General features: G+C 42.6%; 17 protein-coding genes. 12 read left to right on the top strand and 5 right to left on the bottom strand.

The features are described from left to right. Window positions 1–195 precede the first annotated feature (195 nt). Window positions 196–1,659, top strand: a complete 1,464-nt coding sequence (locus CLV51_RS03380; RefSeq protein WP_106526591.1) for an amino acid permease — start codon at window positions 196–198, stop codon at window positions 1,657–1,659. Here the strand turns inward: CLV51_RS03380 and CLV51_RS03375 are convergent. From CLV51_RS03375 to mqnC, 3 genes are all read right to left on the bottom strand, one after another. Beyond that, window positions 1,656–2,198, bottom strand: coding sequence for a GNAT family N-acetyltransferase (locus tag CLV51_RS03375; RefSeq protein WP_106526590.1), 543 nt, complete (start codon window positions 2,196–2,198; stop codon window positions 1,656–1,658). The genes CLV51_RS03380 and CLV51_RS03375 overlap by 4 nt on opposite strands. Window positions 2,199–2,342: 144 nt before the next feature. Next, complete coding sequence (locus tag CLV51_RS03370; RefSeq protein WP_106526589.1) at window positions 2,343–2,966, bottom strand: hypothetical protein; 624 nt, start codon at window positions 2,964–2,966, stop codon at window positions 2,343–2,345. Window positions 2,967–3,147: 181 nt separating this feature from the next. Then, window positions 3,148–4,272: a cyclic dehypoxanthinyl futalosine synthase gene (gene mqnC / locus CLV51_RS03365; protein ID WP_106526588.1), complete on the bottom strand. Its 1,125-nt coding sequence runs from the start codon at window positions 4,270–4,272 to the stop codon at window positions 3,148–3,150. 135 nt (window positions 4,273–4,407) lie between these two features. Between mqnC and CLV51_RS03360 the strand changes: the two genes are divergently transcribed. The 10 genes from CLV51_RS03360 (at window position 4,408) to CLV51_RS03320 (ending at window position 11,656) form a co-directional block, all read left to right on the top strand. Beyond that, entirely contained in the window at window positions 4,408–5,640 is a 1,233-nt protein-coding gene (locus tag CLV51_RS03360; RefSeq protein ID WP_245898608.1) for an aspartyl protease family protein, read from the top strand. Between the two features lie 13 nt (window positions 5,641–5,653). Then, window positions 5,654–6,571, top strand: a complete 918-nt coding sequence (locus tag CLV51_RS03355; protein ID WP_106526586.1) for a retropepsin-like aspartic protease — start codon at window positions 5,654–5,656, stop codon at window positions 6,569–6,571. A gap of 81 nt (window positions 6,572–6,652) precedes the next feature. Beyond that, a complete protein-coding gene (locus CLV51_RS03350) occupies window positions 6,653–7,891 on the top strand; it encodes a M16 family metallopeptidase (protein ID WP_106526585.1) in 1,239 nt (412 codons plus the stop codon). A gap of 43 nt (window positions 7,892–7,934) precedes the next feature. Next, window positions 7,935–9,215 (top strand): M16 family metallopeptidase, encoded by a 1,281-nt coding sequence (locus CLV51_RS03345; RefSeq protein WP_106526584.1) that lies wholly within the window; start codon window positions 7,935–7,937, stop codon window positions 9,213–9,215. Window positions 9,216–9,292: 77 nt separating this feature from the next. Further along, complete coding sequence (locus tag CLV51_RS03340; RefSeq protein WP_106526583.1) at window positions 9,293–9,634, top strand: type II toxin-antitoxin system RelE/ParE family toxin; 342 nt, start codon at window positions 9,293–9,295, stop codon at window positions 9,632–9,634. A gap of 14 nt (window positions 9,635–9,648) precedes the next feature. After that, window positions 9,649–9,975, top strand: a complete 327-nt coding sequence (locus CLV51_RS03335; RefSeq protein WP_106526582.1) for a helix-turn-helix domain-containing protein — start codon at window positions 9,649–9,651, stop codon at window positions 9,973–9,975. A gap of 15 nt (window positions 9,976–9,990) precedes the next feature. After that, window positions 9,991–10,152 (top strand): hypothetical protein, encoded by a 162-nt coding sequence (locus tag CLV51_RS29415; RefSeq protein WP_211301933.1) that lies wholly within the window; start codon window positions 9,991–9,993, stop codon window positions 10,150–10,152. 6 nt (window positions 10,153–10,158) lie between these two features. After that, window positions 10,159–10,797, top strand: coding sequence for a class I SAM-dependent methyltransferase (locus CLV51_RS03330; RefSeq protein ID WP_342748456.1), 639 nt, complete (start codon window positions 10,159–10,161; stop codon window positions 10,795–10,797). Window position 10,798: 1 nt separating this feature from the next. After that, entirely contained in the window at window positions 10,799–11,194 is a 396-nt protein-coding gene (locus CLV51_RS03325; protein WP_106526581.1) for a lysozyme inhibitor LprI family protein, read from the top strand. Between the two features lie 54 nt (window positions 11,195–11,248). After that, window positions 11,249–11,656 carry a lysozyme inhibitor LprI family protein gene (locus CLV51_RS03320; RefSeq protein ID WP_106526580.1) on the top strand — a complete coding sequence of 136 codons (408 nt, stop codon included), beginning with the start codon at window positions 11,249–11,251 and terminating at the stop codon, window positions 11,654–11,656. A gap of 69 nt (window positions 11,657–11,725) precedes the next feature. Here the strand turns inward: CLV51_RS03320 and CLV51_RS03315 are convergent, their stop codons facing one another. Together CLV51_RS03315 and CLV51_RS03310 are read right to left on the bottom strand one after the other, a co-directional pair. Then, window positions 11,726–12,865, bottom strand: a complete 1,140-nt coding sequence (locus tag CLV51_RS03315; RefSeq protein ID WP_106526579.1) for a formimidoylglutamase — start codon at window positions 12,863–12,865, stop codon at window positions 11,726–11,728. A gap of 120 nt (window positions 12,866–12,985) precedes the next feature. Continuing rightward, window positions 12,986–13,234: a hypothetical protein gene (locus CLV51_RS03310; RefSeq protein WP_146151217.1), complete on the bottom strand. Its 249-nt coding sequence runs from the start codon at window positions 13,232–13,234 to the stop codon at window positions 12,986–12,988. Between the two features lie 347 nt (window positions 13,235–13,581). Here CLV51_RS03310 and CLV51_RS03305 point away from each other — a divergent pair, with 347 nt between their 5' ends. Continuing rightward, window positions 13,582–14,679: a glycosyltransferase gene (locus tag CLV51_RS03305; RefSeq protein WP_106526577.1), complete on the top strand. Its 1,098-nt coding sequence runs from the start codon at window positions 13,582–13,584 to the stop codon at window positions 14,677–14,679. Window positions 14,680–14,759 lie beyond the last annotated feature (80 nt).

Raw genomic sequence — 14,759 nt, 5'->3', positions numbered from 1 at the left:
AAAAGATTAGCGAAGATTAAGACGGATGTTATTCGCTTTTATCTTCGCTAATCTTTTTATAATCAAAGGAATAAAATCAGGGTAATCAGTATAATCAGCCTAATCGGGAGCAAGACAAACCTTCCATCTTTTTTATTGTTAATTCATTTTATCCTACTTTTGCGCACTAGTCCACTAAAACAGTAGGGTATTAAAATGAAGCAATATTACAAAAAGCCTTTATCATGGCTGCTTAACGAATCTGTTGACGAAAGCGGGAATACCCTGAAACGTACCCTCAACGGCTTTCAGCTGGTGATGCTGGGACTGGGTGTAATCATAGGCGCCGGCCTGTTTTCCTTAACAGGACCAGCGGCAGGTAACAATGCCGGACCGGCAGTTACGCTTTCGTTTATAGTAGCTGGTATTGGCTGCGCCTTTACAGGCCTCTGTTATGCCGAGTTTGCCTCCATGATCCCTGTGGCAGGCAGCGCATACACCTACGCCTATACTACAATGGGCGAAAAGCTCGCCTGGATCATTGGCTGGGACCTGGTACTGGAGTTTTCTGTGGGTGCTGCTACAGTAGCCATCAGCTGGTCTAACTACCTCGTGGAGTTTTTAGCTGGTTACGGTGTTTATATTCCTGCACAATTTGTACACTCTCCTTTTGAAACAGTGAAACTGGCCGGTGGTGTGGAAGCACACGGTTATTTTAATTTACCTGCAGCGCTGGTAGTGGTACTCATGTCATTCATATTAATCCGTGGTACAAAAGGCTCCGCCCTCTGGAATGCGGTAGTGGTATCGCTGAAAGTGGGTGTAGTACTAGTTTTTATTGCCCTTGGCTGGAAATATATACAGCCGGCCAACCTCACCCCTTATATTCCGCCCAACACCGGCAAATTCGGTGAATACGGCTGGTCCGGTATCCTGAGAGGGGCAGGCGTCATCTTCTTCGTGTACTTGGGCTTTGACATTGTAAGTACCGCCGCACAGGAAACCAAAAATCCCAAACGGAATATGCCTATCGGTATCCTGGGATCACTCGCTATCTGTACGGTACTCTTCATCCTGTTTTCTCATGTACTCACAGGACTGGCTCCTTATAAAGAATTTAAGAACAGCGCTGCACCAGTAGCCATCGCTATTGCGCACACGCCTTTCAAATGGCTGGGACAAATGATTATACTGGCTATCATCGTTGGTTACACATCGGTGATTATGGTGGATCTCTGGGGCCAATCGCGGGTATTCTATTCCATGTCTAAAGACGGGTTACTGCCTAAAATATTTTCAGATATCCATCCCCGTTACCGCACTCCCTGGAAATCAAATATCCTCTTCTGTATTTTCGTGAGCTTATTTGCGGCACTGGTACCCATCAGGGTGGTAGGAGAGATGACCAGCATAGGCACACTGCTGGCTTTTGTGATTGTATGTGCAGGCGTGTGGATGATGCGTCATTCTATGCCGGATGCGCCCCGCGCTTTTAAAACGCCATGGGTACCGTTTGTTCCTATCATGGGCATCCTTACCTGCGCTGTTATGATGGCATTTCTGCCATGGGATACCTGGTTGCGCTTAATCGTATGGATGGCCATAGGAATGGTCATCTATCATTTCTACGGAAAAAAGAACAGTAAAGTAAGGAAAAGCCTCAATGGCTTAAAAGGCTAGTATTTCCAGTCCTGGCGCAGGATACCCATTACTACCATATCTACATACTGCCCGTGCAGCTTGGCGCTATGACGTAATGTTCCTTCTTTGGCAAATCCCAGTTTAATCGGGATTTGCCCGCTGCGTTCATTCTGCAATACAAAGCGGATCTCTACCTTATTTAGATGTAGTTTTTTAAATGCAAAAGAGATAAGTCCTTTACAAGCAGCAGTGGCAATACCTTTGCGCTGAAATGATTCTCCTACCCAATAACCTATTTCAGCTTTCTGCAACAGATGGTCCCAGCCATGCAGATCCATTACCCCGCAAAACTCTTGCTGGTACCAGATCCCAAGAGCCACAGCTTCCTGCTCTTCTGCTTTGCGCAACATTAGCTGTATAAAACGGAGAGAGTGTTCTTCGTTGGTATTATAATCAACCCAGGGCAAAAACTTACGTAAACTTTTACGCGATGTATCCAGTTGTTTATACACCAGTGGAGCATCCTGCAATTGCAGTTGCCGCAGGTATATATTTTCATTGACGTTTATTTCGAACATAACCGGATTTAGAAGCGGGGTTTAAACATACATCGATTTCATGTAAAAACCAACCTGCTTTCAGCAATTAGCCGTTAGTTTTCAGCCTTCTATTATAAAGACTAAAAACTAACGGCTAATTGCTGAAAGCTAAATATTTCCTTCCTACTTGCGGGCCAGCAACTGTTGCTTAGCCATATCTTTCACCACCTGTTGAGCATATAAAACAGCCATTCTTTCTGTTGTTGGCGGATCAAAAGATTGTGATTGCACGGAATACAACAACTGTCCACTCTTTAAGTCGTACAGATTACCTTCCCATTGATATTTTGTGTTGTATGTATAGTATCCGGGAGCGTACATCCTGGAAGACCACATAGAGTAATAAGGCCAGAAACCATAATAGCCATACGGTTGATAGTTCGGAACAAAACTTCTTTCCCTTCCTTTATCCAGCATTACAATCGTCATGATCTGATTTGCATCACTACCCTGTAATTTCCTTAATACCTGATTTTCTCCCATCTTGCCAAACTCCTGCGGACCGTATTCCTGCAAAGCAGATACGGCATTGTAACCTTTCCGTTTAAGTTCTGCTACCGTATTGTTTTCCATCTGGCTGCGCAGTGTACGATCTTTTTGCGGTACAAGTGCCATTACCATTATTTTGTTATCCTTCTGCAGTTGCTGCACATTATTGGCGCGCCAGGAAGACGTAACCTTGGTGCTTGTACAAGCTGCCATGGCCATCATTGCTAATCCAGCCATTACTAAACCCAGCTTTTTCATATTCCCTCCTTTAGTTTGATTAGTTAGTACCTGTTAGACGTGCGAAGGAGGATTTTGTAACATGGGTGACCTAATTTTAACAATATTTTGAGAGATGTTAACGATTTACTAATGAACAGATTATAAAAAAAACAGGCGCCCTGAAAAATCAGGACGCCCGGATATTTTTATTACACGATGCTTAGTAATTAATCACCTGCTCTTCTATCGCAGCAGGAACTTCCCTGAATGCGTATAGCTGTGTACGTAGTTGTGGTTCAAAACCGGCTTCCCTGATCGCCTCCTGCATAGACAGGTAAGTAAAGCGATGTGGTGCACCAGCTGCACTCACTACATTTTCTTCAATCATAATAGAACCAAAATCATTGGCACCTGCATGCAAACAAAGCTGTGCTACCTGTTTACCTACCGTTAACCATGACGCCTGAATGTTTTTAATATTAGGCAGCATAATGCGGCTCATGGCAATCATGCGGATGTATTCTTCAGAGGTGGTCATGTTGTGCACACCACGGATCTTTGCCAGCAATGTATCTACATCCTGGAAGGTCCATGGAATAAAGGCAGTGAAGCCATAATGCCCTTCCGGCTTTTCGCTTTGTACCTGACGGATATCTACCAGGTGCTCAAAGCGCTCCAATACTGTTTCTACGTGACCAAACATCATCGTAGCAGAAGAGGCAATGTTCAGTTTATGTGCCGCACGCATAACGTCCAGCCATTCCTGCGCACCACATTTTCCTTTGGAAATTAATCTGCGTACACGATCATTCAGTATTTCCGCACCGGCGCCTGGTAAACTGTCCATGCCAGCTTCCTGCAGTGCACGTAATACTTCAATATGTGTACTCTTTTCCAGCTTGGTGATATGCGCTACTTCGGGAGGCCCGAGGGTGTGCAGTCGTAATGCAGGATATAATTGTTTCAGCTCTTTAAAAAGATCAACGTAAAAACTGAGTCCCAGCTCAGGATGGTGGCCGCCCTGTAACAACAGCTGGTCGCCGCCATATTTCAGGGTTTCCTCAATCTTGCGCTTATACTCATCTATTTGTGTGATGTAAGCATCCTTGTGACCAGGTATGCGGTAAAAATTACAAAACTTACAGTTAGCGGTGCACACGTTAGTCGTGTTCACGTTCCTGTCTATTTGCCAGGTTACCTTGCCATGTGGTACCTGCTGTTTACGTAACTCGTTGGCAATCTCCATTAATTCTGCCAGCGGTGCATGCTCAAATAAGTATACCCCTTCTGTTGCTGTCAGAAATTCAAAATTTTGCGCCTTTTTGTATAAGTCCTGAAGTTCCATGTGCTATGTTTCAATCCCTGAATAACTGGAACAAAGGTAGTATTTCAGTAATTAACTGCCCTTAATAAAAATATTTTATACGAATCGTTTTTAATGTTAAATTTATAGCAATACAACATCCCTGCATCCCCATGTATGCTTAGACCAATTCTGTTACACGTTATGCTGCTATTGGCAGCCGCCGGTATATCAAACCAGGCACTTGCCGGAAATACAACGTTATATAACGATAGTACGCGCGAAGCCGTGCTTATTACCCGTTTCCACTTCAAACAATACTATGGAGGAGTTGTGGTTATCCAGGCATTGGTAAGCGGTTATCCGGACACCCTGCAGTTTATCCTGGATACAGGTAGTGCAGGTATTTCACTGGATACTACTACCTGCCTGCGGTTAGGTATCCCTCATATTCCTACAGACAGGATCATCAAAGGTCTTGGCGGCTCCAAGCCCGTGTCGTTTGCCATGAATCATTCCTTGGAACTTCCCGGTCTTACAGTGGATAGCCTTAATTTTCACATCAATGATTATGAACTCATTAGTCAGGTGTATGGTATCCAGGTAGATGGCATCATCGGATACAGCCTCATAAGCCGTTATATAGTCACCATAGATTACGATACAGAAGAGATCCTGATCTATACTAAAGGAAAATTTAATTATCCCAGAGGAGGCCAGTTGATGAGACCTTCTCTTACCCAGATCCCGCTCATATCTGCCCCTCTAAGAAATGCCAAAAGAACGATCAATAACCGCTATTATTTTGATACCGGCGCAGGTATGTGTTTACTGCTCTCAACACAGTTTGTAACAGATAGCAGTGTCCTGGAAGAAAAAAAACGCCACCGAAGCAAAAAAGTAATACAAACAGAAGCCCAGGGCCTCGGAGGTAAAATGACCATGTCGCTTACCACGGTATCGGAATTTCATATAGGCAACTATGCTTTTCGGAATGTACCCACCTACATCTTTGATGATAAAAGCAATGTAACAGCATACCCTTTCCTCGGAGGCATGATAGGCAACGATTTACTGCGACGCTTCAATATCACGCTCAACTACGGAAAAAAAGAAATTTACATGATGCCCAACTCGCACTACCGCGATATGTTCGACTACTCCTACACTGGCCTGATCATCTACCTGATTAACGGAAGAGTAGAAGTAACGGATATTATCAAAGGTTCTCCGGCAGAAAAAGCCGGCTTCCGGAAAGGCGATATCGTTATGGCCATCAACAATAACCTGGGCGCCAACCTGCAACTATTCAGAGAGCTATTAAAGAACATCGGCACCAAAGCAACTATCCTGGTTAGCCGCGACAAAGATCTCATCATTAAAAAACTGCCAATAAAAAGTATTCTTTAGCGTTATTTGTGACATGTGGCGCTTTTCATGGATAGTAATTGTATTTCTCTGTAATGCCCTTATGCCTGCCTACGCGCAGCGTAAAAGCACACCAGCAGTAACAACAGATAATAAAAAACCGTTAGCGGTAATACCTTTTCAGCTGATAGATAAACATGTAGTAATACCTGTAATGCTTTCCGGCGGAACAGATACCCTGCATTTTATTTTCGACAGTGGGTCAGAGGTGACCATCCTGCATACCAAAACAGCCGAAAAGCTGCACCTGAAAGCACCCGGGCAAGCCTACATGAGCGGCACTAACAATGCCGTGATAAAGGCACCTGTAGCCACCATCAATGCCCTTTATCTGAAAGAATTACGGCTCCCTTATGTGAATGCCAACCTGGAAGACCTCTCCGATATAGGACCAATAGACGGCATTATTGGCGTGGCTTTACTGAAATCATATATTGTAAAAATCGATTACCGGCAGCAGCAACTGCTATTATATCGCGCTGGCAAAACGCCCATTGGTAATACCGGCCGTCTGCTGCACTTTCAGCTCAACTTCACGACGCCGGTGATTGACGCTTCCATCCAGTTACCTGATGGACGCAAATTGCCAGGACATTATCATATTACTACCGGTGGCGACTATGGCATTCTTTTTAACTGGCCTTATGTAGATAAAAACAAACTCAATACCCTGCTCACTACCATTAACACAGACAGGGTGCAGGATATGGTAAAGGTGCTTTACTATATCAACAGCTCGATTCCCCTGTTGGAGTTGGGCGGTCATAGCCTCAGAGATGTACCGGTCAGCTACAGCAAAGACATTGATGACCTGGGTGTGTTCACGGAAGTGGCCGGTGCCATTGGCTACGATATCTGGAAACAATTTACCCTTACTATCAATTACGATAAAAAAGAGCTTTACCTGGAATAGAAAGTGCCCGGCCCCACTATTGATAATTATCCTTTAACTTGCGTTTTCCGGTTTTTTACTTATTTTAACCAATAAAGGGATATGATTCATTATAATAAATTCACGCTGGCTAACGGACTGAGGGTAATCGTTCACGAAGACCATACCACCCCAATGGCGGTCATAAATGTGCTGTACGATGTAGGGGCGAGGGATGAAAATCCGGAACAGACGGGCTTTGCGCACTTATTTGAACACCTTATGTTTGGGGGTTCCATCAATATACCAGAATACGACGAACCATTACAAATGGCTGGTGGGGAGAACAATGCTTACACCACCAGTGATCTGACCAACTACTACATACAGCTTCCTGCAGAAAACATTGAAACTGGTTTCTGGCTGGAAAGCGATCGTATGTTGTCTTTGGCTTTTGAAGATAAAAGTCTGGATGTACAGCGGAAAGTGGTATCTGAGGAATTTAAAGAACATTATATCAACAAACCTTACGGCGATGTATGGCATAAGATGCGCGAGCTGGCCTATGCAAAACATCCCTACCGCTGGATGACCATCGGCAAAGAGTTGTCTCATATTGAAAACGCAAAGCTGGAAGATGTAAAAGCTTTCTTCTTTAAATATTATCGTCCGATAAATGCTATTCTTTCTGTTGGTGGCAACGTTACGGTAGAACAGGTAAAAACGCTCGCAGAGAAATGGTTTGGTGATATTCCTTCCGGCGAAAAATATAACCGTAACCTGCCGGTAGAACCACCACAAACAGCCGCACATAAACTGGAAGTGAAGGCCAATGTACCATTGGACGCATTGTATAAATGCTATCATATGTATGCCCGCACAGACAAACGTTATTATGCTGCAGACCTGATCTCCGATATTCTTGGTGGTGGCAGCTCTTCGCGCTTGCACCAGGTATTGGTAAAAGAGAAAAAGCTGTTCAGCAATATTGATTGTTACCATTTTGGTAGCCTCGATGCCGGCCTGCTTACCATTGAAGGCAAACTGGTAAAAGGGGTGAAAATGAAAGATGCTGAAAAGGCTGTGCAGCAGGAACTTGAAAAGCTGCAAGGCGAAATCATCACAGAAAGAGAATTGCAAAAAGTAAAAAACCGCGTAGAGAGCCTGCTGGCTTTTGAAGATATGAGTTTACTCAACCGTGCCAACAACCTCGCATTTTACGAACTTCTCGGCGATGCAGAATTGATGAACAAGGAATTTGAAAACTACGAAGTAGTAACTGCTGCAGAAATACATGAAGAAGCAAAATTGCTTTTTGATGAAAACAATTCCAACACCATTTACTATTACGCTGCGAACTAATTGCATGGCTGTTTTACGGCCGTCGCGATTTAAATAAGATACAATGAATAGAACAATTCCTCCTCCCATTAAAGATGCTGTGGAGTTCGACATAACGCTGAAACCGTACGAAAAATTCACGCTGGATAATGGTATTCCCGTTTATGTAATGAAGTCCGACGAACAGGAAACCGTACAGCTGGAACTGGTATTTCCTGCGGGCAGCTGGTATGAAAGCGAAAGCCTGGAAGCTGCTGCTACCAACTTCTTAATGAAGAATGGCACAGGAAAACATACCGCACAGGAAATAAATGAAAGCGTTGACTATTACGGCGCTTACCTGAACCGTAACGCCTATCACGAGAATGCTACCTATACCCTGCACTGTTTAACAAAACATACAGAAGTGCTGCTGCCTATCATGCAGGAGGTAGTACTCGATCCGGCATTTCCGGAAGATGAGCTGAGTCTCTATAAACAAAACCAGAAACAAAAACTGGCAGTAAATCTGTTGAAATGTGATTTCGTTGCCAATCGTTTTATCGATAAATATTTGTTCGGTGAATTCCATCCATATGGCCGTGTAAGCAGTATGGAGGCATATGACGCTTTACAAACAGAAGGGCTGCGTGCCTTTTACAAAAAACACTACAACTACAACAATTGCAAAATTTTTGTAGCCGGCAATCTGCCTCCCAATGTAATCCCGCTGCTTAATAAATATTTCGGCAGCACACAATGGAATGGCGAAAGTAACCTGATAAAACTGGACCTGCCAGTTCAATCGGCAGAAGAGAAAAAATTCAGGATCTTCAATGATGAAAACGGTGTACAGGGCGCAGTGCGTTTAGCACGTCAATTCCCTAACCGCTACCATCCCGACTTTCCAAAGATGCTCATATTAAACACCATTTTCGGTGGTTACTTCGGCTCCCGTTTAATGAGTAATATCAGGGAGGAAAAAGGATATACCTACGGCATCTATTCACAGATCTATAACTTCCGTCAAATCAGTGCTATCAACATCCAGACAGAAGCTGGCCGCGATGTTTGTGAAGCCACTATTGATGAAGTATACAAAGAGTTGCTGCGCTTGCAAAATGAACCCATTCCGAAGGAAGAGCTGGACCTCGTACGTAACTACATGATTGGTTCAATCCTGGGTGATCTGGACGGGGCATTCCAGCTGATCCAACGCTGGAAGAACCTGATCCTCAACGATCTGGATGAAAATTATTTCTACAATAATATCCAAACTATCAAAACCATTACCGCAGAAGAATTACAACGACTGGCGAAACAATATTATTCGCCGGGCGATTTTTATGAACTGGTAGTGATATAGACAGATGATAAATAAGCGTTTAAAAAAGTTTCCATAACTGGAAACTTTTTTTTATTTTTGGATAAACCATATCATCCATGTTGGAACCCAAATTTAATGTCCAGTTTTTGGCAAATGCTGCCAATTATCTGGATGAAATAGATAAAAGAGCAAGAGAAAAAATTTACGCTAATATTTACAAAGCCAGATATAATACTGATCCCGAACTACTAAAAAAATTACGGGATGACATATGGGAATTCAGAACACATTACGAGGGCATACAATACAGAATGTTGGCCTTTTGGGATAAAACATCTCCTGGCAACACGTTGGTTATTGCTACACATGGATTCATTAAAAAGCAAGACAAAATTCCGAACAAGGAAATCGATCGCGCAATAAAGATAAGACAACAGTATTTTGAGAATAAGTTCTAAACCGCAATTACAAAATGAAAAAGAAGCCCTTAAAAACGTTTACCCTGGACGAACAATTGGATAAGCACATAGGTCCAATAGGTTCCCCCAAAAGAGATAAGTTTGAATTCGACCTTCATATGGATCTGTTAGGCGATATAATCAAAAAAGCCCGGCAAACACAACATCTTACACAGGAAGAACTCGGGAGCCTCGTAGGCGTGCAAAAAGCACAAATATCAAAATTGGAAAACAATACCACCAGTGCCAGGTTAGATACTATTCTAAAAGTATTCAATGCACTCAAAGCAAAAGTTACCTTCAAAGTGCAATTGGAAAACGAGGAATACCTCCTCATTTAAAATAACATAACAACCATGGAGTCAACAAAAAACTATCTTATAGCCAACAAAGAACTTTGGAATAAACGTACAGCCGTTCACGTTGCTTCTGATTTTTATGATATGCCAGGGTTTCTCAGTGGTAATACTTCACTCAAAAGCATAGAACTGGCGTTATTGGATAATGTACAGGATTAAAGTGTTCTGCATCTGCAATGTCATTTCGGGCAGGATACCCTTTCACTGGCCAGAATGGGCGCTGATGTAACAGGAATAGACCTTTCAGATACTGCCATACAACAGGCCAATGACCTTACCAAACAATTACAGCTGGAAAATAAAGCCCGTTTTATTTGTTGTGATTTGTATAGTTTACCAGAACATTTGCAAGGTACATTTGACATGGTGTTCACTTCTTACGGCACTATTGGCTGGCTGCCGGATCTGGACAAATGGGCCCATGTAATCAATCACTTTCTGAAGCCTGGCGGACATTTCATCATGGCTGATTTTCATCCGGCAGTGTGGATGTTCGACGATAATTTTAAGGAGATAAAATATAATTATTTCAACACAACCACGATCATTGAGGAAACAACCGGCTCTTATACAGATCGTGGCGCCGATCTTAAAAGCCTTTCGTATTCCTGGAATCATCCCCTGAGCGAAATTATCACGGCCTTAACAGACAAGGGTTTGCAGCTACAGGTATTTCAGGAATTTGATTACTCCCCTTACAACTGTTTCAATAATACGATCGAAAAGGAAGGCCGTTTTTACATTAAAGGAATGGAAGAAAAACTACCAATGGTATACGCATTAAAATTTCTCAAACCTTACTAACATGAAATCATTTTTTATTTTTATTTTACTGATCACCGGCAGCATGGTGGCTTTCTCACAATCACAGTCTGAGATGAACAAACAGGCAGGAACAGAATATAAGGAAGCAGATAAAAAACTTAACGAAATCTATCAGCTGATATTAAAGGATTATGCCGCTAACAAAACCTTTATCAGCAACCTGAAAGAGGCGCAACGCCTGTGGATACAACTGCGGGATGCACAGGTGAAAGTGATGTATCCTGCATCTGCTAAAAGTTATGGTAGTGTGTTCCCTTCCTGTAAGGCTAATTACCTCACAGAACTAACGCATCAAAGAACAGATGCACTACGCGTGTGGCTAAACGGTCTTCCACAAGGCGATGTTTGCTCCGGCTCCGTTGGTGTGAAAGAATAACATTAACATTAATTAACATATAATGTTCGTATATTTGTCGCTCACACAGCGCCTATGCGAAACCTTATCCTTATACTGACGGTTTTCCTGTGTACCAATGCTTATTCCCAATCGCGACAAACGGCCCTGGACACACTTGAAACCCACTATCAGCAATGCCTTGGCAAAAGTCATAAAATGTATGACTGTGCCCTCACTTATTACAAACAGCTGGACAGCCTGCTGTATAGCACGCTACAACATCTTTATTCCAGTCTGAGTCCCAACCGGCAGCAGAAGCTGCAAGCAGAACAGGGGACCTGGGAAGAAAAGAAAGATGAATATTTTAAGAAGATAGATGGTCGGGTGGAAAAGATGCACAAACGCACCATGGATGGATTGGATGACGATATGATATCCACTGATAACAAGGCCGCCTACATAAAAGAGCGGGTGACCGAATTGCTGGAAGTCGCTATTTAATTGTCTTGCTATTTAGTTACGCTACTATTGAATTTCAAAATAGCAGCGTAATTAAATAGCAAAATATTTTTATAGTCTTTCCTGATGCCGTAACCAACGTTCCGGCATCTCATTGTTACTGGCCAGCAAGTAATCGTTGTAGGCACAGGGAACAAATTCTCTGTCCGGCAGCTGCATCCACCAGCGACCTGTTTTTTTACTCTTCAGAAATACGGTTTCTATATCGGAGAAGGCTATATGAAATTCCCAGAAAGCATCACGGTCTTCCAGCAAAGCTTCTTTATTTTTTACAGCACGTCCATCCATAAAATACCACAGCATCTGTGATATTTGCCGGGCGGTTAAGTGCTCTTTATCTTTCTCTGGTCTGTAGCCATAAATCCCAAAAGAAGAAAGACGGCTACTCATACCCGCGTAACGCGCCAGGGAACATGCTTCTTCGCCACTGAATCCGTTAGGGGAGAGGTGATTGGCAGGAGCATCTGTATGACGGATGATATTGATATCAAGACTAAATAAATCCGAATGACGCAGTACGGGTTCTGCTTCTTCCATGTTTTCGCGGATACGTCCCAACCGATAACAATCAAAGCGTAATTTATCCAGTGTTTCTAACATCCGCGGATGTACGAAATAACTTTGAAAACCGAGATGATTATAATGTCTCAGATAATTGGGTTGCTCCGTCAATATCTCCATCAAAAAGCGTTCACTGCGTATAGTAGAATCTTCTTTCAAATCTATCAGGGCATCAGCTACTGTTGCTTCAATAATTAATTGCTGCGACGCATAGGCTTTATATTGCGCGTAGGTAAGATCATGTGAACCACCTAAAATAATAACTGTTTTATTGGCTTGTAATAATTCTGCTACTACTGTTTTCATAGCAGCATAAGCGTCGGCCAGGAAAGCACCTGAACGAAGATTACCTACATCTGCGAGTTTAAGATCACGATGCCAGTTATAAAGACGAAAAAATTCGCGACGTATTGCATCAGGCCCACCGGTATTGGTTTTACCGGATGTGCTACCTCTTTCTTCTCCAACACCCAATAAAATAATATCGGCTGCATCAATATCCGGCTGGTGATCATCTTCATACACATCAATCACACCACCAACCTGGAATGGATCATACTCCTGGTCGTCGTTTAGCAATGTCTTTGAAACAGGGTTTAAGAAGTCCTGCAGGTGAGAAAAATCTGCCATCACTTAGTTGGATTTATTTGATGGCAAACGTACAACAAGAATTTAATAAATAAAGCACAGCACAACAGATAAAGCAGCGGGTTAAAGCTACAATAAAGAGAATCTGCAGATGTGAAGCTACTAGTTCTTGTGAATAATAAATTCGAACGGCTTATGCGTTTTACGTGAAATTGCTTTTTCCAGCACCGATCGTTTGCTGGTAGTCCTGCTTTTGTTACAATCCGCTACTTCCATCACTGCACACAGATAATCCATCGTTTCAATCAACGAAAGCATTTCACTGATCTGCCTTACCGCAGATTGAATCTGCTGCTCTGTGTACCGATCTTCATGTAGCAGGATTAATAAATCTCTATCTACAGGTTTCATGAATAAAAAATTTGACTGTTCCCCGAAATATTGTTTGGCCAGGTAATCAAGGATAATTTCAAAAGATACGGCAAAATTGTTTGTCAATGTTGTTGTTGATAGATAGTGCTCTTAGTGCATTCTTTTTTTATTCATAGTGGGACAACCGCAATCATTTTTCTTAAAAACTTTACACCCTTCCATCACTAAACATCCACAAAGAAAAAAGATCACAATCCATTTTATTCTTTTCATACTGCAGTTTAATATACTTAGCTGTTATTTAAAATCCATTCTAAAAGAGTTCACCTTTTCTTAACAATGCCCATTCGTAATTTAAGCTAAATTCGCAAAAAATATTAAATTATTTGTCCACAATCCTTACTGCCCGAAAAATTCTTATAGTTCCCCTGGATTGGGGCCTTGGACATGCCACCCGGGACATTCCCCTGATCCATGAAATGCTTAACGCAGGTTGTGAAGTTTTTATTGCGGCAGAAGGCAAACACGCGGCATTATTACAACAGGAATTCCCGCAACTCACCATCCTGCCCCTGCCAGGCTATCGCATTCAATATGCACAAAAAGGTAAATTCTTTGGGCTGAAAATCATGCAGCAAATACCTAAGATTTACAGGTCGGTGAAGCATGAACAACGATGGTTGAAAAAGATAGTCGTTGAGTATCAAATCAATGCAGTTATTTCAGATAACCGCTTTGGCTTATATCACAAAGATATTCCTACTGTTTTCATCACCCACCAGCTCCTGATAAAAACACCTTTTGGCGGCTGGATAGAGCGCACATTACAGAAAATAAATTACCGTTTCATTCGCAAATACAGCGCCTGCTGGATTCCGGACTTTACCGGCAACAACAATCTTTCCGGCGAACTGGCACATCCTGCTATACTACCACCTCATACCACTTACATTGGATGTCTCAGTCGTTTTGAGCCCAAATCTGATGTGGAAAAAAAATATGATTTATTGGTGCTGATCTCTGGTCCGGAGCCGCAACGCTCTAACCTGGAAAAACTGATCCTGGATCAGATCAAAGCCTTGCCCCTCACTGCACTTATTGTAAGTGGCAAACCAGGCACACCGCAACATGAGCAGGTTTCTCCCGGCGTTACACAGGTTAACCACCTGAATGCCAGTGAACTAAATGATGCGATGCTGGCATCCGACATGGTATTGAGCCGCTCCGGCTACACCACCCTGATGGATCTTGCCAAGCTGAATAAAAAAGCAATTCTTATCCCAACACCTGGACAATCAGAACAAGTTTACCTGGGGGAATACCTGATGGAAAAAGGATATTTTTATTCTCTGCCGCAGGAACAATTTAACCTGAAAACAGCCATGGATGCTGCAGCGAGCTTCCCATTCCGCTCGTTTCATCATGAACAGGACATGAACCAATATAAACAGGTGGTTCAAAAATTTATACAAAGCTTAAAATAACAGATATTTATTATTTAGCTATTTAGATATTCAGTGTCAGCGGGCAATCTTCTGCCGTAACAAAATATCTAAATAGCCAA

It is taken from the genome of Chitinophaga niastensis (assembly GCF_003014755.1).
GTDB classification, from domain to species: domain Bacteria; phylum Bacteroidota; class Bacteroidia; order Chitinophagales; family Chitinophagaceae; genus Chitinophaga; species Chitinophaga niastensis.
This window is presented reverse-complemented; position numbering and strand designations above follow the sequence as displayed.

Bases quoted from the DNA above. Each gene is read 5' to 3' on its own strand.
- CLV51_RS03320 (WP_106526580.1), top strand. From the start codon at position 11,249: ATGCGAAACCTTATCCTTATACTGACGGTTTTCCTGTGTACCAATGCT.
- CLV51_RS03355 (WP_106526586.1), top strand. From the start codon at position 5,654: ATGTGGCGCTTTTCATGGATAGTAATTGTATTTCTCTGTAATGCCCTT.
- CLV51_RS03360 (WP_245898608.1), top strand. From the start codon at position 4,408: ATGCTTAGACCAATTCTGTTACACGTTATGCTGCTATTGGCAGCCGCC.
- mqnC (WP_106526588.1), bottom strand. From the start codon at position 4,272: ATGGAACTTCAGGACTTATACAAAAAGGCGCAAAATTTTGAATTTCTG.
- CLV51_RS03345 (WP_106526584.1), top strand. From the start codon at position 7,935: ATGAATAGAACAATTCCTCCTCCCATTAAAGATGCTGTGGAGTTCGAC.
- CLV51_RS03310 (WP_146151217.1), bottom strand. From the start codon at position 13,234: ATGAAACCTGTAGATAGAGATTTATTAATCCTGCTACATGAAGATCGG.
- CLV51_RS03380 (WP_106526591.1), top strand. From the start codon at position 196: ATGAAGCAATATTACAAAAAGCCTTTATCATGGCTGCTTAACGAATCT.
- CLV51_RS03315 (WP_106526579.1), bottom strand. From the start codon at position 12,865: ATGGCAGATTTTTCTCACCTGCAGGACTTCTTAAACCCTGTTTCAAAG.
- CLV51_RS03375 (WP_106526590.1), bottom strand. From the start codon at position 2,198: ATGTTCGAAATAAACGTCAATGAAAATATATACCTGCGGCAACTGCAA.
- CLV51_RS03340 (WP_106526583.1), top strand. From the start codon at position 9,293: ATGTTGGAACCCAAATTTAATGTCCAGTTTTTGGCAAATGCTGCCAAT.
- CLV51_RS29415 (WP_211301933.1), top strand. From the start codon at position 9,991: ATGGAGTCAACAAAAAACTATCTTATAGCCAACAAAGAACTTTGGAAT.
- CLV51_RS03335 (WP_106526582.1), top strand. From the start codon at position 9,649: ATGAAAAAGAAGCCCTTAAAAACGTTTACCCTGGACGAACAATTGGAT.
- CLV51_RS03325 (WP_106526581.1), top strand. From the start codon at position 10,799: ATGAAATCATTTTTTATTTTTATTTTACTGATCACCGGCAGCATGGTG.
- CLV51_RS03350 (WP_106526585.1), top strand. From the start codon at position 6,653: ATGATTCATTATAATAAATTCACGCTGGCTAACGGACTGAGGGTAATC.
- CLV51_RS03370 (WP_106526589.1), bottom strand. From the start codon at position 2,966: ATGAAAAAGCTGGGTTTAGTAATGGCTGGATTAGCAATGATGGCCATG.